This is a genomic window from Aestuariivivens sediminicola (assembly GCF_022662015.1).
In the GTDB taxonomy this organism is placed as follows: Bacteria; Bacteroidota; Bacteroidia; order Flavobacteriales; family Flavobacteriaceae; genus Aestuariivivens; species Aestuariivivens sediminicola.
This window is the reverse complement of record NZ_JAKMCM010000002.1, coordinates 327,810-344,619: the sequence shown is the minus strand read 5'-3', so window position 1 is coordinate 344,619 and position 16,810 is coordinate 327,810. Positions and strand designations below refer to the sequence as shown.

Here is a 16,810-nt window from a genome sequence, read left to right as displayed (position 1 = left end):
GCCGTGGGAAATCATAATGCGATTTTCAACACAAACAAAAACTAAACATATCAATAATAAAGGCACTAAAAACAATTATTATGAAACCAAAAAAAATATCCAGGCGTCATTTTGTAAAGGAATCCTCATTAATTACAGGTGGTATTCTTCTTGGTCCGTCTGTATTGGCCTCATCGCCCGCCTCAATAAGGGCAGAGAAGACCTTAAAATTAGCGGTTGTAGGCTGTGGAGGAAGAGGAACTGGAGCAGTGGTACAGGCCCTGAAGGCAGACGACAAGGTCAAATTAGTGGCTATGGCTGATGCCTTCGAGGATCAGATTGAAAATTCATTTGAAAATTTAACCAAAGTATTTGACAGCTCACGTATCCCGGTGAAGCCCAAACATAAGTTTGTTGGTTTCGGATCTTACAAAAAAGCAATTGATGAAGCTGATGTTGTAATTTTAACGACGCCACCTGGATTCAGGCCACAACATTTTGAATATGCTATTCAACAAGGCAAACATGTATTCATGGAAAAACCTGTTGCTACTGATATTACAGGCATCAAAAAAGTATTACAAACAGCCAAATTAGCAAAAGAAAAAAAGTTAAATGTCGTGGTTGGATTGCAACGGCGATATCAGGCAGAATATATAGAACTCAAAAAACGTATTACCAATGGTGATATCGGCCGTATTGTTTCCGGTCAGGTTTACTGGAACGGCGCAGGAGTCTGGGTCCGCCCGAGAAAAGAAACCATGACCGAAATGGAATACCAGATGCGGAACTGGTATTATTTTAACTGGTTGTGTGGCGATCATATTCTGGAACAGCATATTCATAATATTGATGTTGCCAATTGGTTTATTGGCGAACACCCGATAAAGGCTCAGGGCATGGGTGGCAGACAGGTTAGAAATGGCAAAGATCACGGTCAAATTTTCGACCATCATTTTGTGGAATTCACCTATCCCAGTGGCGCGGTTATTTCCAGTCAATGCAGACACCAACCTGGGTGCTTTAGTCGCGTGTCGGAGGCCTTTCAGGGTACCTCAGGTACGTCTTACACTGGGGGAGGCAATTCAGCTGTATTAAAGTCTTACGCAGGTCAAACCCTGTACAATCACAATGGGGAAAATGATAAAAACCCATATCAAGTCGAGCACGACGAGCTTTTTGCCGCGATTCGAAATAAAAGAGCGATCATTAACGATACCGATTATGCCGCCGAAAGTACAATGGCCGCGATATTAGGTCGAATGGCTACCTACTCCGGTAAAGAGATCACCTGGGACGCCGCCATGGCCTGTAATTTAGAATTAGTCCCTGATGAGGACCTGCTGGAATTTTCATCGATACCTCCGGTCGTTCCTAATGAGCAGGGAGATTATCCCATTCCTGTTCCTGGTCAAACCAAATATTATTAAAATCACTTATTTTGGAAAGAAGAACATTTATAAAGAAATCTGCTGTAACCGCATCGCTCATGGGTGTATCCCTTTCGGGCCTGCAAGCTTTAGAACAATCTGGAAAGCACATTGCGAAACAGACTTTTAAACTAAAATACGCGCCACACCTGGGCATGTTTAAAAATCTGGCCGGCAATGACCCTGTAGATCAATTAAATTTCATGGCTGATCAAGGTTTTACGGCCTTTGAGGACAACCAAATGAAAAGCCGACCTGTTGCAACTCAGGAGAAAATGGCAGAAACGATGCTAAAAAGAAACCTGACAATGGGCGTTTTTGTCGCACATAAAATTTATTGGAAAGAACCCAATTTAGCGAGTGGAGACATGGCGAAACGCGAAGCGTTCCTCAGCGATATCAGGTCGTCGGTTGAGGTTGCAAAACGGGTCAATGCCAGATGGATGACGGTGGTACCCGGGCATGTGGATTTGAGACAAAATATGAACTACCAGACGCAGCACGTCATTGAATCGCTTAAACAAGCCGCTGCTATTTTGGAACCTCATGATCTTACAATGGTCCTGGAACCTTTAAATTTTAGAAATCATCCGGGCTTATTCCTTAGCGAATCGCCACAGGCGTACCAAATATGTAAAGCTGTGAATTCTCCAGCCTGTAAAATACTATTCGATATTTATCACCAGCAGATTCAGGAAGGCAACTTAATCCCGAATATAGAGCAGTGTTGGGATGAAATCGCCTATTTTCAAATTGGCGACAATCCGGGACGAAATGAACCAACCACAGGAGAGATCAACTACAAAAATGTATTTAAGTTTATTCATGACAAGGGATACACCGGAATTCTGGGAATGGAGCATGGTAACTCTATAAAGGGAAAAGAGGGTGAGCTTAAAGTTATTGAAGCTTATAAGATTTCTGATGATTTTTAAAAACCCTGAGGCTATGAAGACAACTAGTACAACAGATAGTAGAAGAACGTTCATCAAAAAAACCATGCTTACGGGTTTGGGTATTTCAATTGTCCCAAGACATGTCTTGGGAAGAGGATATCAGGCTCCGAGTGACACCTTGAACATTGCGGTCATCGGTGGAGGTGGCAAGGGCTATTCCGATGCCATGAATGTCTGGAATCAGGGAACTTCAAATATCGTTGCCATATGTGATGTGGATTGGAATCAGTCCAAACGCCTAATGGATAAATTTCCCAAAGCCGTCAAATACAAAGATTTTAGGAAACTATTTGATGAACGGCGCGATATCGATGCGGTAACGGTCTCCACACCCGATCACACCCATGCCGTTATAGCCATGGCTGCCATACAGTCTGGAAAACATGTCTATGTTCAAAAACCATTGACCCATAGCATTTATGAGGCGCGCATGCTTACCGAGGCAGCCAATAGATATGAAGTCGTTACTCAAATGGGCAATCAGGGCGCCTCCGGTAAAGGAGTGAAACAAATGATAAAGTGGTTTGATGAAGGCCTAATAGGACCTGTGGGTAAGGTTCATGTTTGGACCAACAGACCCGTATGGCCACAGGGTATTGAGACACCAACGGAAAAGCTACCGATGCTCGATGGACTGGAATGGGATACCTGGGTTGGACCCGCAGAATGGGTCGATTACCATCCGCTATATCATCCGTTTAAATGGCGTGGGTGGTGGAATTTTGGCACGGGTGCCTTAGGCGATATGGGATGTCATTTAATGGATCCTCCCTATCGGGTATTGGGCCTGGGCTATCCCACAGAAGTGGAAAGCAGTGTTGGCGCCATATTCAAAAGAGACTGGACACCCGAATACCTGCCGGAATCCTGTCCTCCATCGTCCAGAACACAATTAAAATTTCCTGCTTCACATAAAAATAATACCGAAGTACTACTCACCTGGAGTGACGGTGGATTACGTCCTTTCCGTCCGGAAATCATTCCTGCCGATCATCCGATAGGTGATTCCAACAGTGCCAATGGTGTGATTATGATTGGTGAAAAAGGTATCATGACCTGTGGTATATATGGACGAACTCCAAAGGTCTACTTAAACAATGGCGATTTTCTTGCATTCGATGACCTGGAAGCCAGCAGCCTTCCAGAAAACGGACACCATTTGGCATGGGTTGAGGCCTGTAAAGATGGTTTTGGCAAAAAGAGGCACAAAAAACTGACCTCCTCGTTTGATTATGCCGGCCCTTTAACAGAAAGTGTTTTAATGGGCAACCTGGCCATAAGAAGTTATGATATCAGGGAGTCTAAAGGCAATGGCTATGAATATCCCGGAAGAAAGAAATTATTATGGAATGGTGAGGAGATGAAAATCACCAATTTTGATGAGGCTAATCAATTTGTAAAAAGAGCATACCGACCTGGTTGGACTTTATAAGTTTTCTTTTTTATTATGAAGATCATTATCAACTACACATTATGTGTCATTTTTATCATTTTTGCTCTTTTGCAATTAAATGATCCCGATGGATGGATATGGTTTACCATATATGTTATTATCGGGGCCATATGTCTTATTCAAAATTTCAAACCACTTCCCAAATACATTTTGGTTATTGTTTTTCTTCTGTTACTTATTTATGCAGGATTTCATTTCAAGCTATTCGTTGACTATTTATTAACAGAAAACAAAGTAGAAATTTTTGGTGAAATGGTTTATGAAAAACCTTATCTGGAAGGATCGAGAGAATTTATTGGACTACTTCTAGCTGCCGGGGTCATTTTCTATCAAATGAAACAAAGAAAAAAAGTTCAATCTCAATAATTAATATTGAAATTACCAGTTTGGTAAACTAATTATAACATCTATCGACTCATGTTAAATACAATAAGGGTATTCTTCTTTTTAGGCATCAGTATGATCTGTAACGTATACGCCCAACACACTATTAGTGGCGAGGTTAAAGATCAAAGTGGCAGACCGCTGGAAAACGTCAATGTCACCCTAATACCCCATGATATAAGCACCATAACCAATTCCAATGGTATTTTTACAATTTCCAATGTTCCTTCTGGTGAATGCATAATAACCCTATCACACCTCGGCTTTCGGACCTTAAGGCAAAATTTAAAGCTCACTCAAGGCGGTTTGAACGTGTCATTTGTTCTAAACGAGGACTTACTGAATCTTCAAACTATAGTCGTAACGGGGACCTTTGATCCAAGAACTCAATTCAACTCGAACACTGCTGTCAGTCAGCTCAATTCTGAAACAATTCAGCAGGTTTATCCTCAGGGCACTGCCAGTTTGCTGCAAAACATTACCGGTACCTTTACTGATGCCTCGGCTGGTGAGGTATATACCAAGGTGTACACGCGAGGCATCTCTGCATCAGCGGAGGATGATATGGGTTGGTACTATGTTTCGCTTCAAGAAGATGGGTTACCGGTAAGTCTTGTTCAGCACTCCTATTATAGCCCTGATCTATTCCATCGCGCCGATCTTACCACAAAAAAGATTGAGGCCATAAGGGGTGGCAGCTCCGCGATTACCGCGTTAAATGCACCGGGAGGTATTTACAATTTTATTTCTCACGGCATTAGACATCATCTTGAAGGTGATATCCAATTATCCGGCGGGGCCCAGGGTAACACTAATTATCTTCATCGCATTGATGGCGATTTGGGTGGTCCGATTGGCAACAACTGGTTTTTAAACCTTGGCGGCCATTACAGAAGTGATGATGGGGCCAGAGACACTAATTTCAAATTCAGTAATGGCGGGCAATTTAAATTTAACCTCACTAAAACTTTCAACGAGGGTTACCTCAAATTTTACGGAAAATTGTTGGACGATCGAACGAATAGGTGGACCGGCGTTGCCGCCACAAACTGGGAGGATCCTTCCCCGGCATTTGGACAAGATTTTAGTTCCACCGCTCTTCTGATGCCCGATTATAACGCGGCTATTCCCGATGGCAGATATCTTACACAAAATAAATCGAATGGCTTTAATCCTTCAAGAGGGGTTCACGCCAGAGATTTGGCATTAGGTGTTGCCCTTTTAATCGATCTTGGTAACCAATGGACCCTACGCAACAATTTTAAATTCTCATCCAAAAGAGCCAATTGGCAAACATCAATTAGCAATGCCTTCGTATCGCTGAATGATCCAACGGCATACTTTGTAAGTGGGGCCGATTTCCCTATAGGACAAGTGGTTTTTAAGGATGCCTTAACAGGATCCGAACTCGCCCGCGTTGACAATAGTGGAATTTTAGCCGGTCAATCGGCGCAGTATTTATCCGGTGGCATGTTACCCAATGATGCTATTATGGGTACTTCGGCCTGGTATAAAGATATGGCTGCAGATGAATGGATGGATCAATTGACCATTAGAAAACAGACTGAACACCATGATATTACTACAGGCATGGCGTTTGGATTTTCAAATCCGTCATTATTTACTCAGGGCAGTTTTGCATATGTAACCTATGAACCCAATCCGAGAATGCTTCAGGTTACACTTGAAAATCCGGGGAATCCCGTCATCCAATTATCCGATTCCAATGGGGTTAGTAATTATGGGGGATTATTTTTTGTAAATGCAGAAGCGCAGGTTAGCCAAATAGCCGCTTTTGTCAATGATCGATGGACAATCTCCCATTCAACGTCCCTGGATTTGGGCTTGCGCTTTGAAACTATAAGGCACAATGGGCATAAAGACAGATACAGTCCTTTTTCTCAGGATGGCGGACTGGACGGTAATAACAGTACGGCATTCGACAATGGTGTTTTAGCACCTACCGGCCAAAAAGACCCATTTAATTTCAACTATAATTACCTTTCCTTTTCGGGTGGAATAAATCATCAATTAAATGAACAGCTAACGATGTTTGCCCGAATATCGAAAGGACATAAAGCACCTGAACTCAATTATTATTTCAATAATTTTGATAATGTTCCGATAAATGAAAAAGGACAGATTCAAGACATCAGTCAGATAGAAATAGGGACTAAGTTCGGGGGTAGAGATTTTTCATTTACCAGTACCCTATTTTGGAGTGAACTCAAAAATATAGGCATTGCGAACTTTGAGTATGACCAGTCGAATAACAGTATTTTCTACACGCCCATTCTGTTTAATACCTCAAGAACCCTCGGTTTGGAATGGGAAAGTGTTTATGTTGCATCACGACATCTGGCGTTCCATTTTAACGGCATCATACAGGATCCAAAGGCTTCAAAATGGAATATTTATGATGCCGCAGGAACGGTGGATACCAATGATGATACGATTATTGATTATTCGGGTAACATCGTCCCTTTTAATCCAAAAATAATGTTTAATATGAGCAGCGATTATCGATCGAACAAGGTGTCAGGTTTTTTAAAATGGCAATTTATGGGTAATCGATACGGCAATGTTTCTAATGGCTTTAAACTGCCCTCCTACAGTGTTTTTAATGCGGGAACAGGCTACAGTTTGAGCACTAATTTATCGGTGAGCCTCATCGTAAATAATCTCTTCAACTCGAAAGGTTTGGCCAATTTTTTCGGAGCAAATACCTTTGGCGCCAACGCCAACGGTGCCACTCCTGAATATATAGCCGCTAATCCCAATGCCAGCTTTGTTGTATTTCCCATATTACAGAGAAGTGCTTTATTAAAGATAAATTACAGCATTTAAACACATGAGACATCTATTTTTTGTAAGATCAGTTCTAATTTTCTCTGTAATTCTTTTCATAACCTCCTGCAGTACCAGGGAAAAGAAAATACTGGTGTTTAGTAAAACAGTAGAACACAGACATACTTCAATTGAGTCGGGCATTCAGGCTTTAAAACAATTGGGGCTTTCAAATGATTTTACAGTTTTAGCCACTGAAGATGATGCCTATTTTGTGGAAGACTCATTAAAACAATACGCTGCCATCGTCTTTTTGAACACCACCGGCGATATCCTCAATGCAGTCCAGCAGGCCGATTTCGAACGCTACATTCAGGCGGGCGGGGGTTTTGTAGGCATCCATTCAGCCACAGACACCGAATACGACTGGCCGTGGTACGGTAAATTGGTAGGCGCCTATTTCGTAAATCACCCCGCTATTCAAAAAGGCACTTTAAATATTATTGATAAAACACACCCATCAACTTCATTTTTAAATGATACATGGGAAATAGAAGAGGAATGGTACAATTATAAGAATATTAACCCTGATACCAACGTCCTTATTGAAATTGACGAGAATAGCTATGAAGGAGGTACCCATGGGGACCATCATCCGATCTCATGGTATCACAGTTTTGACGGAGGTCGTGCTTTTTATACCGAATTAGGACACAGGAAAGAAACATATAGTGATCCTATATTTTTAAAACATGTCCTGGGGGGTATACAATACGCCATAGGTAAAAACAGGTTAGATTACACCAAAGCCACTTCAGATCGTGTTCCACCCGAAAATCGATTTGTAAAGACAGTATTGGATCTCAATCTCAACGAGCCCATGGAACTGGATGAACTACCCGGTGAGGGTATCTTATTTGTTGAACGTCGCGGTGCCATAAAACTTTATGATTTTAAATCACTGCAAACGAAAACAATTGCTCAGATTGACCTGTTTTACGGAAATGAAGATGGATTGTTAGGTCTGGCCGTAGATCCCAACTACGAAAATAACCACTGGATTTACCTGTTTTATTCGGCTCCCGGTGATGCCCCGCTGCAACACATTTCCAGATTTGTTCTTAAGGATGGAAATCTGGATCTGGAATCTGAAAAAATCCTTCTCAAAGTGCCCACCATAAGGGAATGCTGTCATAGCGGCGGTGCGTTGGAATTTGGCCCCAACGGAAATCTGTTTATCACTTTGGGTGACAATACCAATCCTTTTGAATCTTCAGGATTTGCCCCTATCGATGAGCGCGAGGGTCGAGCGTTGTGGGATGCCCAGAAATCTGCATCCAACAGTAATGATTTGAGAGGTAAAATACTAAGGATAAAACCTGAGGACGATGGCACCTATTCCATTCCTGAAGGCAATCTGTTTCCGGAAGGAACGCCAGATACAAGGCCTGAGATTTATGCCATGGGTTGCAGGAACCCATTCAGACCTTCTGTAGATAGTAAAACAGGCTATTTATACTGGGGTGATGTAGGGCCTGATGCTGGGACCGGGGATCCTACCCGTGGACCAAAAGGCATGGGTGAAATCAATCAGGCTCGATCGGCAGGCTTTTGGGGATGGCCTTACACCCGAGGAAATAATCAAGTCTATAATGATTATGATTTCGCTATGGGTACGTCGGGACCCAAATTCAATCCAGAGCAATTGATAAATGACTCACCCAACAATACAGGAATAAAAGCGCTACCCGATGCGAAAGCGTCTCTAATATGGTATTCATACGACAGATCGGAAGAATTTCCATGGCTTGGACTGGGTGGTGTGAATCCTATGGCCGGTCCGATATTCCATGCTGACGATTTTCCCAATGCGGAAACCACTTTTCCTTCCTATTTTGAAAACAAGCTTATCATGTATGAATGGATGCGGGATTGGATTTATGTCGTCACTCTGGATGCCAATTATAATTATAAAAAAGCCGAGCCTTTCATGCCATCAACAGAGTTTTCGCATCCGATGGATATGATTTTTGCATCCGATGGCCATCTCTATCTTCTGGAATATGGACAGAAGTGGAATTCGCAGAATCTGGATGCGCGCTTAAGTCGCATTTCCTATATCGAAGGAAACCGGAAACCCATAGCCAGAATAGAAAACGATATAGCCGTGGGCTCAGCACCTCTTACCGTTCAATTCTCGGCTGCACAATCCATTGACTACGACAACGATAAATTGACCTATGAATGGACATTTAATTCGGATACAGTGCAGTCTACCGCAGTGAATCCATCATTTACATTTGAACATTCAGGTACCTATAACATCACATTAAAAGCAACGGATACGCAGGGTGAAATTTCGACATCCGAAACAAAAATATTGGTTGGTAATGATCCTCCTGAGATCGCCATTGCTATTGCACCTTCGGATTCCATCTATTGGAATACAAAAAAAGTAACCTATAATGTAACTGTTCAGGATGCACAGGATGGCAGCACTGCGGATGGCTCACTGGATGCCCGTAAGGTAAAGGTCACCTTAACCTATATCCCCGAAGGCAGCGACCTGATCAAGGCCACCATTGGTCATCAGCAAAGCACAGTTCCCAAAGGAAGACAACTCATTGATGATAGTGATTGCAAGGCCTGCCACGCAACGAATGTAAAAGTTAACGGTCCCAGCTATGAAGACATAGCCAAAAAATACGATAAAGACGATATCGGATATCTCGTAAGTAAGGTCATAAAAGGAGGTACTGGCGTTTGGGGAGAATCTCTAATGTCTGCCCATCCTCAACTCACCTCGGAGGAAACAGAACAAATGGTGCGCTATATTCTATCTCTCAAACCAGAACATACCAAAGTACCGGCCATGCTTCCATTGAATGGCGTCCTAGAATTTAAAGAGCACTTGAACGAGGACGACCAAGGGCGGTATGTCTTATTGGCATCCTATCTTGACAATGGCGGTGAGGGTATTTCGGATTCCAGATTAGCGGCACAGGAACAAATTGTTTTTTATGCTCCCAAACTGCAAGCCGAGGATGCCAATGAAAAAAGTGAAGGTCTGGGTCAATGGAATGCCAATGGTGAAGCGCTTATTGGTTCCATTGTGGACGGGTCATACCTAGCGTTCAATTCGGTGAGATTTAAAGGACTGAAAAGTGTCAGGCTATCGGTGTTTTTCAGCAACAATTATGACTATGAAGGCGAAGTAGAACTACGTGAAGGTCAGGTTACAGGTCCCATTATTGGTAAAACCCGTTTAAACTATTTTAATAAAGATAAAGGTGCTTTAAGATATTACGACATACCTGTTCACTCCAAATCAGAACAAAACGATCTCATTCTGTTATTCAAAAATGAAAAGAACAAGGCCCAGTACATAGCCAATGCCAATTGGATTTTACTGAATTATTAAATCTTAATTCAGACTATTTATCCAGGCTGCTATTTTTAATGCCTGCTCTTTTGGAACTTGTGGCATAGGCGCCATTGGCGTTGCATATTCCGGCCAGTTCTTGGGTTGTGGGTTGTAAATGAGCTCCACAATTTTTTCGTTGGAATAATTTCGTTTGGCTATCTCTTTAAACGCCGGTCCCACAATGCGCTTATCCTTACTGTGGCAGGCTACACAGGTATTATTAGTGAGTAAGGGTTGTATCTGTTCATCTGTCAGGACAACTATATTATTCGCTTTTGTCTTTGGTTTTACCGGTGTTTTCTTTACAAGCTTCTTCTTTCCACTCGAACGTTTGGTTGACAGTTCGGATAGAGGTAATTTGTCACCATCAGGAATACTATTAAGGGTATAGTAGAATGTTGGATGCAAGGTAAGATGATCACCGCCTTTGATCTTTACCCCTTGTAAGGTGAGCTCATGTACATAGTATGGACGTAAATTATCTATGACGATACGCACTTTTAGGCCGTCGTCACTAACTTTCACACCTTTAATGTTAAGGTCTTCGAGATTCGTTTGAGGACTCCCATAGACCGGATGATACTTGTAAATATAGCTTTTGCCCCTGTAGGCGTCTAAATCTTCTGCGCTGTTTTTATCCACAGGTTTGGTGAATTCAATTTCAAAACCGTCCGGCATCGCCTTTACCGTTTTCATTTCAAAGGGCATACGTCCTGTCCATGTTACAAATTCCAGTCCTGAGTTTGTGGTACCCGCCGATCCCCAACCTCTGTTGGTTTCACCGACAAATAAATGCCCTTGATGGTCGAAATCCATTCGCAACACTCCAGATTGAAATCCGGATCTGAAATCGAAGGCCACCCCCTGGTATTGTCCATTTACCTTTTCCAGAACGACCCGCATTATCTTGCTTTGCCCCATATCTCCTATAAAGACCTGCCCCTCAAACGGACCGAATTTACCGCTGGTATGATCGACTTTAATTTCAGAATTTGAAATCCCTAAAATGCCGTGAGGTAAGATTACGGCAGGCAACTCCATTTCGGGAAAATATGTTTTCGCCTCATATAGAAAATCCGGATCTTCTTCATCCTGAATATTTTCAGGCTTAACATAGCGTCCATTCTCCCTTATCTGTCGCTTATCAAGTTTACTGTAAAACTGGGCTTCCGTTATGTTTACCGGGGTGTTTTCGAGGTTTGTCCATTTTAGGCCTGCCGGATGCACGGTAAAAGCACCCTTTGGGAGATGCCATAATCCTCCGGAGCCCACCCAGTCGCCTTGATTATCGGTATAAAACAATTCACCGTCAATCAGACCATATCCTGCAGGAGAGCGCATTCCGGTTGCCCATGGTTCCATTTGGCCATCTTCAGTAATTCTCATGGTCCAACCGCGCCATGGTACACGACTTTCCCCACGCCACCATTCTTCACTTCCAAAAGCTACATTTCCAGTTACAAAAAAGGAGTCATCAGGAGCTAAAAGCGGCCCAAATGAATACTCATGATAATGGGTGGACAAGGGCCAGGCATAAATGGTTTCATAGACATCGGCACGTCGATCACCATTCGTATCTACCAACTTCGTTAGTTCACCTCTTTGCGCTGCATATATAGCACCTTCTTTATAGGCCAATCCCAGGGGCTCATGCAATCCGGAGGCAAATTTTATGAAGGTGGGTGAAAAGCCGTTAGACATCGCAGGGTTTTCTACTAACCATACATCGCCTCGTCGGGTACATACGGCCAAACTTCCATCAGGCAGGCATAATACCCCTCCGCCTTCAATTAAGACACCCTCCGGTGTCGGAACCGTGGTAATTCTGTAATAGTCTTCTTCCTTCGGAGCATTTTGCGCAAAGACACCCTGTAAGGAGACCACACTCATTAAAAATATTATAATGCTGATATTTAGATTGTACTTCATCATACTTACCAAATTAATTCATATTCAATTTTACTGCCATCAATGGGGATCACTAACTCTGTAGTGCCCTCAGTTGTCCTTATCACAGGTACCTGTCCGGAACGGATTTTAATGTAGTATTCCCCGTTTATCCTGTAGGAACCATCCGGTACATTCTCAACAGTACCGGCGGCCAGTTTACAATACCAGTTCTGTAGGCCCATTTTCGAAAAACGAATTTCCCGAATCACATGCGTCTTACTGCTATTGGGCACAATAAAGTTTTCTATTTCAACACCCTTGTACCTATGTTTGAAAACGGGCAGACCTGTTTTAGCATCGATGACATATCCCTTTGAAATATAGTCTGGGGCGTCTCCCGTGTCTGGAAAGGCCTCCTCAAGATTGGAAAGCTGTGCAACGGGCTGATTCAGGAATGTCCATTGAACTGCCCCCCTTGGTTTAAACGACCCGTCGCCACGCTCGTGCCACATTGGAGTGGCATCAACAAAAAAGCCTCGCCATACCCCTATGAGATTGCCGGAGCCCATGTCGTAAATGTAATTTATCCCCTCGGGAGTTCCCACCCCTATGGTGTGTGACAATCGCTTACCATCACCGGCAAAACTAACAAAGGCCCTGAGTAGTCTTGGCTCGGTTTGCGGTTGAACATAGATTGGGGAAATGCTATTGATAGGTGGGGGATACGAATCATAAGTGTGAAAAGCCGTGGGATTGGTTGACACCGTTGCTAGGGTCAATCCCAGGCGTGGTGGCCGCCATCCTGCAGATTTAATGTTGGTCAGCTCAAAAGGGTGTGTCCCGGCTGTAAGTGTTACGGCAGCGTCTATCATTTCCTGTCTGTCTGAGGCATTGATCTCAATTATCGTGTTTCCATCTATGCACAGCAAAACACCTCCAGAATACCCCACGGATATATTATATTTTCCGTCCTCCGGAATCTTTAATTCCCCAGAAAATTGAATCCCATAGTTGTCTTCCTGATTGGTCAAAATCACATCTATTAATTCAGATGTACCTTCATTAACCAAAGTAGCTTCCTTGAGATCATTCAAATCCTTAAATTCCCCATGATAGGTTTTATAATGCAGCGTTCCTATCGCGACTTCAGAGGGCTTGAGTAATTGGTATTTGATATGCCTGAATGCCACAGGTCCATGATCGCCCTGAATGACCAGAGGTCCTTCAGGCACCTCCGTCTTCTCGATAGGCGTCCCCGTATAATTCGACACTTCAACATTAGTGTGAATAACCACATCGTTAAGCATTACAGACACAAATTTGGCATTGGCAACTTTTTCTCCGCGAAGATTAAATTTTGGCGCCTGAAAATGAATTTTAAGCTTTTGCCAGAGGCCTGGAGCTTTGGACGCATTATACAAGGGAGGAATCCCTCTGAAGATTTTATCCGGAGCTTTTTCCCAATTGTTGTGGATGCCCCCCATATCGTTTACTTTAGGATGTATTACACCCCAGCTATCCAACAATTGTAACTCGTATCGCCCTTGTAAATAAATTCCAGAATTGGAACCCTTTGGCAGCATCACCTCTAATTCCAATTTAATATCCCCGTGTTTCCAAACGGTCTCTAACCTGTCCTTTTTTTCAGAATCATTCATATTCAGAAGAATCCCGGTACCGGGTGTAATGGTAATTGGCGCCTCAATTGCATCAACTTCCTTTCGTTTTCGTCTACGCTTGTTCGTTTGGGCTTCTTCAATTCGGTGTTGCCATTGATGCACATCAATCGTCGGATTCACCTGAACTTCGCCAACAAGTTGCCAATTTCCAGCCTGGGGTTTAAAGGCGTTTAAATTTTCCAATGGCATTTGCTCCTGAGCAAATGCCTGTACCCCAATAAAGAGTGTTATCGTTAAAATCTTGAGCTTCATATAAAAGAAGAATTTAAATTGCTTATCGGACATTCCTAAAATCATGGCCCCTTCGATCAAATATAAACATATAAATACACTTTACTGTATACGATCATTCATTGAAAAATATTAAACATATTCCGGAAACAAAAAAACCAGGGTATTTGCCCTGGTTCTGAGTTTTCTGATTGTGCCCCTTGTTCTTATTCCACTATGAGCTTACCTCGCATCATGGCATAGTGACCAGGGAAACTGCATAAAAATTCGTATTCCCCGGATTCCGGTGCCTCGAACTCAATGGATGTTGTTTCGCCACCCCCAATCAATTTGGTATGGGCAATGATATCGCCAGCAGCGTCGGCGGGTATATAATCCGTATCCCGTGCACTTGCCGCCTTAATTCCAAAAGCCACAAGATCGACTCCTTTCTTAAGTACCACAAAATTATGTCCCATGACGTTTTTATCTAATTTCCCTATGTGACGTAAGGTTAATTTCACCTTATCCCCTGCCTTTACCCTGAGCTCAGTTTTATCAAACTTCATCAGATCATCGCCTGAAATCACTAAATTAGCAACACCGTCTTCTACCTGCTTTTGTGGTTCTTCAGCCTGCTTTTCATAGGAGAAACTCTCTTTCTTCTTATCTTCCTTATTTCCACAACTCAACAACAATAACCCGGTTAGCATTGCTAAGGACATCTGTTTAATTACATTCATTTTTATTTGTTTTATTTAAATTCGAATCGTTTTATTTACAGCACAGGTGTTTAAGGTGGCATGATTTGATACGTATACCATGTGATACACCCAAAAAAAATTTGGGCCCAATATAATCAATTATTTAAAATCTGTCATAAAATATAATCCGTGCTTATAAAATTGGATGTCTTCCTTTTTAACAGCTCGTTTAATATGGCATTATTGTAATCGTTATCTTTTGACGCTACAAAAGTCCGTATTGAAAAGGATCGTAATGCATCATGAACGCTCAAGGTACCATATGCAGAGTCCTTTCTACCGGTAAAGGGATAAACATCCGGCCCACGCTGACAAGAACTATTTAAATTAACCCGACAAACCAGGTTTACCAAAGTGTCTATCAATGGAGACAGGGTATTGATGTCCTTACCAAAGAGACTGACCTGTTGTCCATAATTAGATTCGGCCATATCATCCAGTGGTTCATCGATATCTGCAAAAGAAACGACCGGAATTACAGGTCCGAACTGTTCTTCTTTATACACGCGCATATCTTTGGTTACAGGGTAGATCACTGCAGGAAAAATAAAATTGTCTGTAGTTTGCCCCCCTTTTTCATTTAATACTTTTGCTCCTTTATTCAAGGCATCATCAATGAGTTCCTGAATATAACCCGGTTTTTCCTTTTCCGGTAAGGGGGTCAATTTAGCACCGGGTTCCCAGGGGTTACCAAACTTCAGTTGATCTACTTTTTGCGCAAAACGCCTGTTGAACTCTTCAACTATCGATTCATGAACGTACAGCACCTTAAGAGCGGTGCAGCGCTGTCCATTAAAGGACAAGGTACCGGTTATACATTCCTCGACAGCGAGGTCCAGATCGGCATCAGGTAAGACTATAGCCGGATTCTTCGCTTCCAATCCCAACACCATACGCAGCCGGTTCCCCTTCGGATGTTCAGCCTGCAACGCATTGGCCGACTTACTGTTGCCTATTAGGGCCAAAACATCGATTTTTCCTGATTGCATGATCGGTGTTGCCAAAACACGTCCGCGTCCATAAACAATATTCACCACGCCCCTTGGAAAACTGCTCTGAAAAGCTTCCATGAGCGGGGAAATTAACAACACACCCAATTTTGCCGGTTTAAAAATAACGGTATTACCCATGATCAAGGCAGGAATGAGCAAAGTAAAGGTCTCATTTAACGGATAATTATAGGGTCCCAGACAGAGCACCACACCCAATGGACCACGTCTGATATGTGCATAAACGCCCGAGTTTTTCTCAAACTTTGCCGAATCGCGGTCTATCTGTTTATAGGCTTCGATGGTGTCATAAATATAATCTACAGTCCTATCGAACTCCTTCTCGGAATCCGGTAAATTCTTGCCTATTTCCCACATGAGCAGTCGGACCACTTCTTCCCGTTTGGTCTTCATCTGTTCTACAAATCGCTCCATGCATGCAATCCGGTCTACCACCTTCATGGTGGGCCATAACCCCTGCCCTTTATTATAGGCCAATGTTGCCGAATTCAATGCTTCCATGGCTTCCTTCTCACCCAGCTGTGGTACAGTCCCCAGGAGGGTTGGTTTATAGTCCTCTGTTGATGAAATGGTTGAAAACACCTCAGCTGTAGCTCCGGTCCATTGTTTCAGTTCCCCTCCGACCAGATAGGTGTTCTGATGTAAGAGTGAAGCTATGCTATAGGCTTGCGGAATATTTTGAAAATCGCTCATCATACGTCGTGTTAATTAGTTACACTTATGATAAAATTAACGCATTGGTTAATTACTTCTATCCTGCAATATACGGTGATACCAAAAATTATCATACGGTATCTTTAAAAATTCTGCAGAATTAAAGCGCAATCGTTTGCGACTAATCTGT

10 protein-coding genes are annotated in these 16,810 nt (G+C 42.7%); 6 read left to right on the top strand and 4 right to left on the bottom strand.

Features of this window, described 5'->3' with window-relative positions:
- Positions 1-80: 80 nt before the first annotated feature.
- From MR041_RS06350 to MR041_RS06325, 6 genes are read left to right on the top strand one after another with little or no spacing between them, the layout of a single operon-like run.
- Positions 81-1,409 (top strand): Gfo/Idh/MocA family protein, encoded by a 1,329-nt coding sequence (locus MR041_RS06350; protein WP_242092763.1) that lies wholly within the window; start codon positions 81-83, stop codon positions 1,407-1,409.
- 11 nt (positions 1,410-1,420) lie between these two features.
- On the top strand, positions 1,421-2,344 hold the full coding sequence (locus MR041_RS06345; protein ID WP_242092762.1) for a hydroxypyruvate isomerase family protein: 924 nt from the start codon (positions 1,421-1,423) through the stop codon (positions 2,342-2,344).
- Between the two features lie 13 nt (positions 2,345-2,357).
- Positions 2,358-3,797: a Gfo/Idh/MocA family protein gene (locus MR041_RS06340; protein ID WP_242092761.1), complete on the top strand. Its 1,440-nt coding sequence runs from the start codon at positions 2,358-2,360 to the stop codon at positions 3,795-3,797.
- 15 nt (positions 3,798-3,812) lie between these two features.
- Positions 3,813-4,184 (top strand): transmembrane 220 family protein, encoded by a 372-nt coding sequence (locus MR041_RS06335; RefSeq protein WP_242092760.1) that lies wholly within the window; start codon positions 3,813-3,815, stop codon positions 4,182-4,184.
- Between the two features lie 51 nt (positions 4,185-4,235).
- Positions 4,236-7,049: a TonB-dependent receptor gene (locus MR041_RS06330; protein ID WP_242092759.1), complete on the top strand. Its 2,814-nt coding sequence runs from the start codon at positions 4,236-4,238 to the stop codon at positions 7,047-7,049.
- A gap of 4 nt (positions 7,050-7,053) precedes the next feature.
- On the top strand, positions 7,054-10,410 hold the full coding sequence (locus MR041_RS06325; RefSeq protein WP_242092758.1) for a ThuA domain-containing protein: 3,357 nt from the start codon (positions 7,054-7,056) through the stop codon (positions 10,408-10,410).
- 3 nt (positions 10,411-10,413) lie between these two features.
- Here the strand turns inward: MR041_RS06325 and MR041_RS06320 are convergent, their stop codons facing one another.
- From MR041_RS06320 to MR041_RS06305, 4 genes are all read right to left on the bottom strand, one after another.
- Positions 10,414-12,345, bottom strand: coding sequence for a c-type cytochrome (locus tag MR041_RS06320; RefSeq protein ID WP_242092757.1), 1,932 nt, complete (start codon positions 12,343-12,345; stop codon positions 10,414-10,416).
- 2 nt (positions 12,346-12,347) lie between these two features.
- The gene (locus MR041_RS06315) at positions 12,348-14,234 is read right to left on the bottom strand and encodes a 3-keto-alpha-glucoside-1,2-lyase-like domain-containing protein (RefSeq protein WP_242092756.1); all 1,887 of its coding nucleotides are present in this window, start codon (positions 14,232-14,234) and stop codon (positions 12,348-12,350) included.
- 185 nt (positions 14,235-14,419) lie between these two features.
- On the bottom strand, positions 14,420-14,935 hold the full coding sequence (gene azu / locus MR041_RS06310; RefSeq protein ID WP_242092755.1) for an azurin: 516 nt from the start codon (positions 14,933-14,935) through the stop codon (positions 14,420-14,422).
- A 134-nt stretch (positions 14,936-15,069) separates the two neighbouring features.
- Positions 15,070-16,662 (bottom strand): NADP-dependent glyceraldehyde-3-phosphate dehydrogenase, encoded by a 1,593-nt coding sequence (locus MR041_RS06305; RefSeq protein ID WP_242092754.1) that lies wholly within the window; start codon positions 16,660-16,662, stop codon positions 15,070-15,072.
- Positions 16,663-16,810: the final 148 nt, after the last annotated feature.

Bases quoted from the DNA above. Each gene is read 5' to 3' on its own strand.
- MR041_RS06350 (WP_242092763.1), top strand. From the start codon at position 81: ATGAAACCAAAAAAAATATCCAGGCGTCATTTTGTAAAGGAATCCTCA.
- MR041_RS06340 (WP_242092761.1), top strand. From the start codon at position 2,358: ATGAAGACAACTAGTACAACAGATAGTAGAAGAACGTTCATCAAAAAA.
- MR041_RS06335 (WP_242092760.1), top strand. From the start codon at position 3,813: ATGAAGATCATTATCAACTACACATTATGTGTCATTTTTATCATTTTT.
- MR041_RS06330 (WP_242092759.1), top strand. From the start codon at position 4,236: ATGTTAAATACAATAAGGGTATTCTTCTTTTTAGGCATCAGTATGATC.
- MR041_RS06325 (WP_242092758.1), top strand. From the start codon at position 7,054: ATGAGACATCTATTTTTTGTAAGATCAGTTCTAATTTTCTCTGTAATT.
- MR041_RS06320 (WP_242092757.1), bottom strand. From the start codon at position 12,345: ATGATGAAGTACAATCTAAATATCAGCATTATAATATTTTTAATGAGT.
- MR041_RS06315 (WP_242092756.1), bottom strand. From the start codon at position 14,234: ATGAAGCTCAAGATTTTAACGATAACACTCTTTATTGGGGTACAGGCA.
- azu (WP_242092755.1), bottom strand. From the start codon at position 14,935: ATGAATGTAATTAAACAGATGTCCTTAGCAATGCTAACCGGGTTATTG.
- MR041_RS06305 (WP_242092754.1), bottom strand. From the start codon at position 16,662: ATGATGAGCGATTTTCAAAATATTCCGCAAGCCTATAGCATAGCTTCA.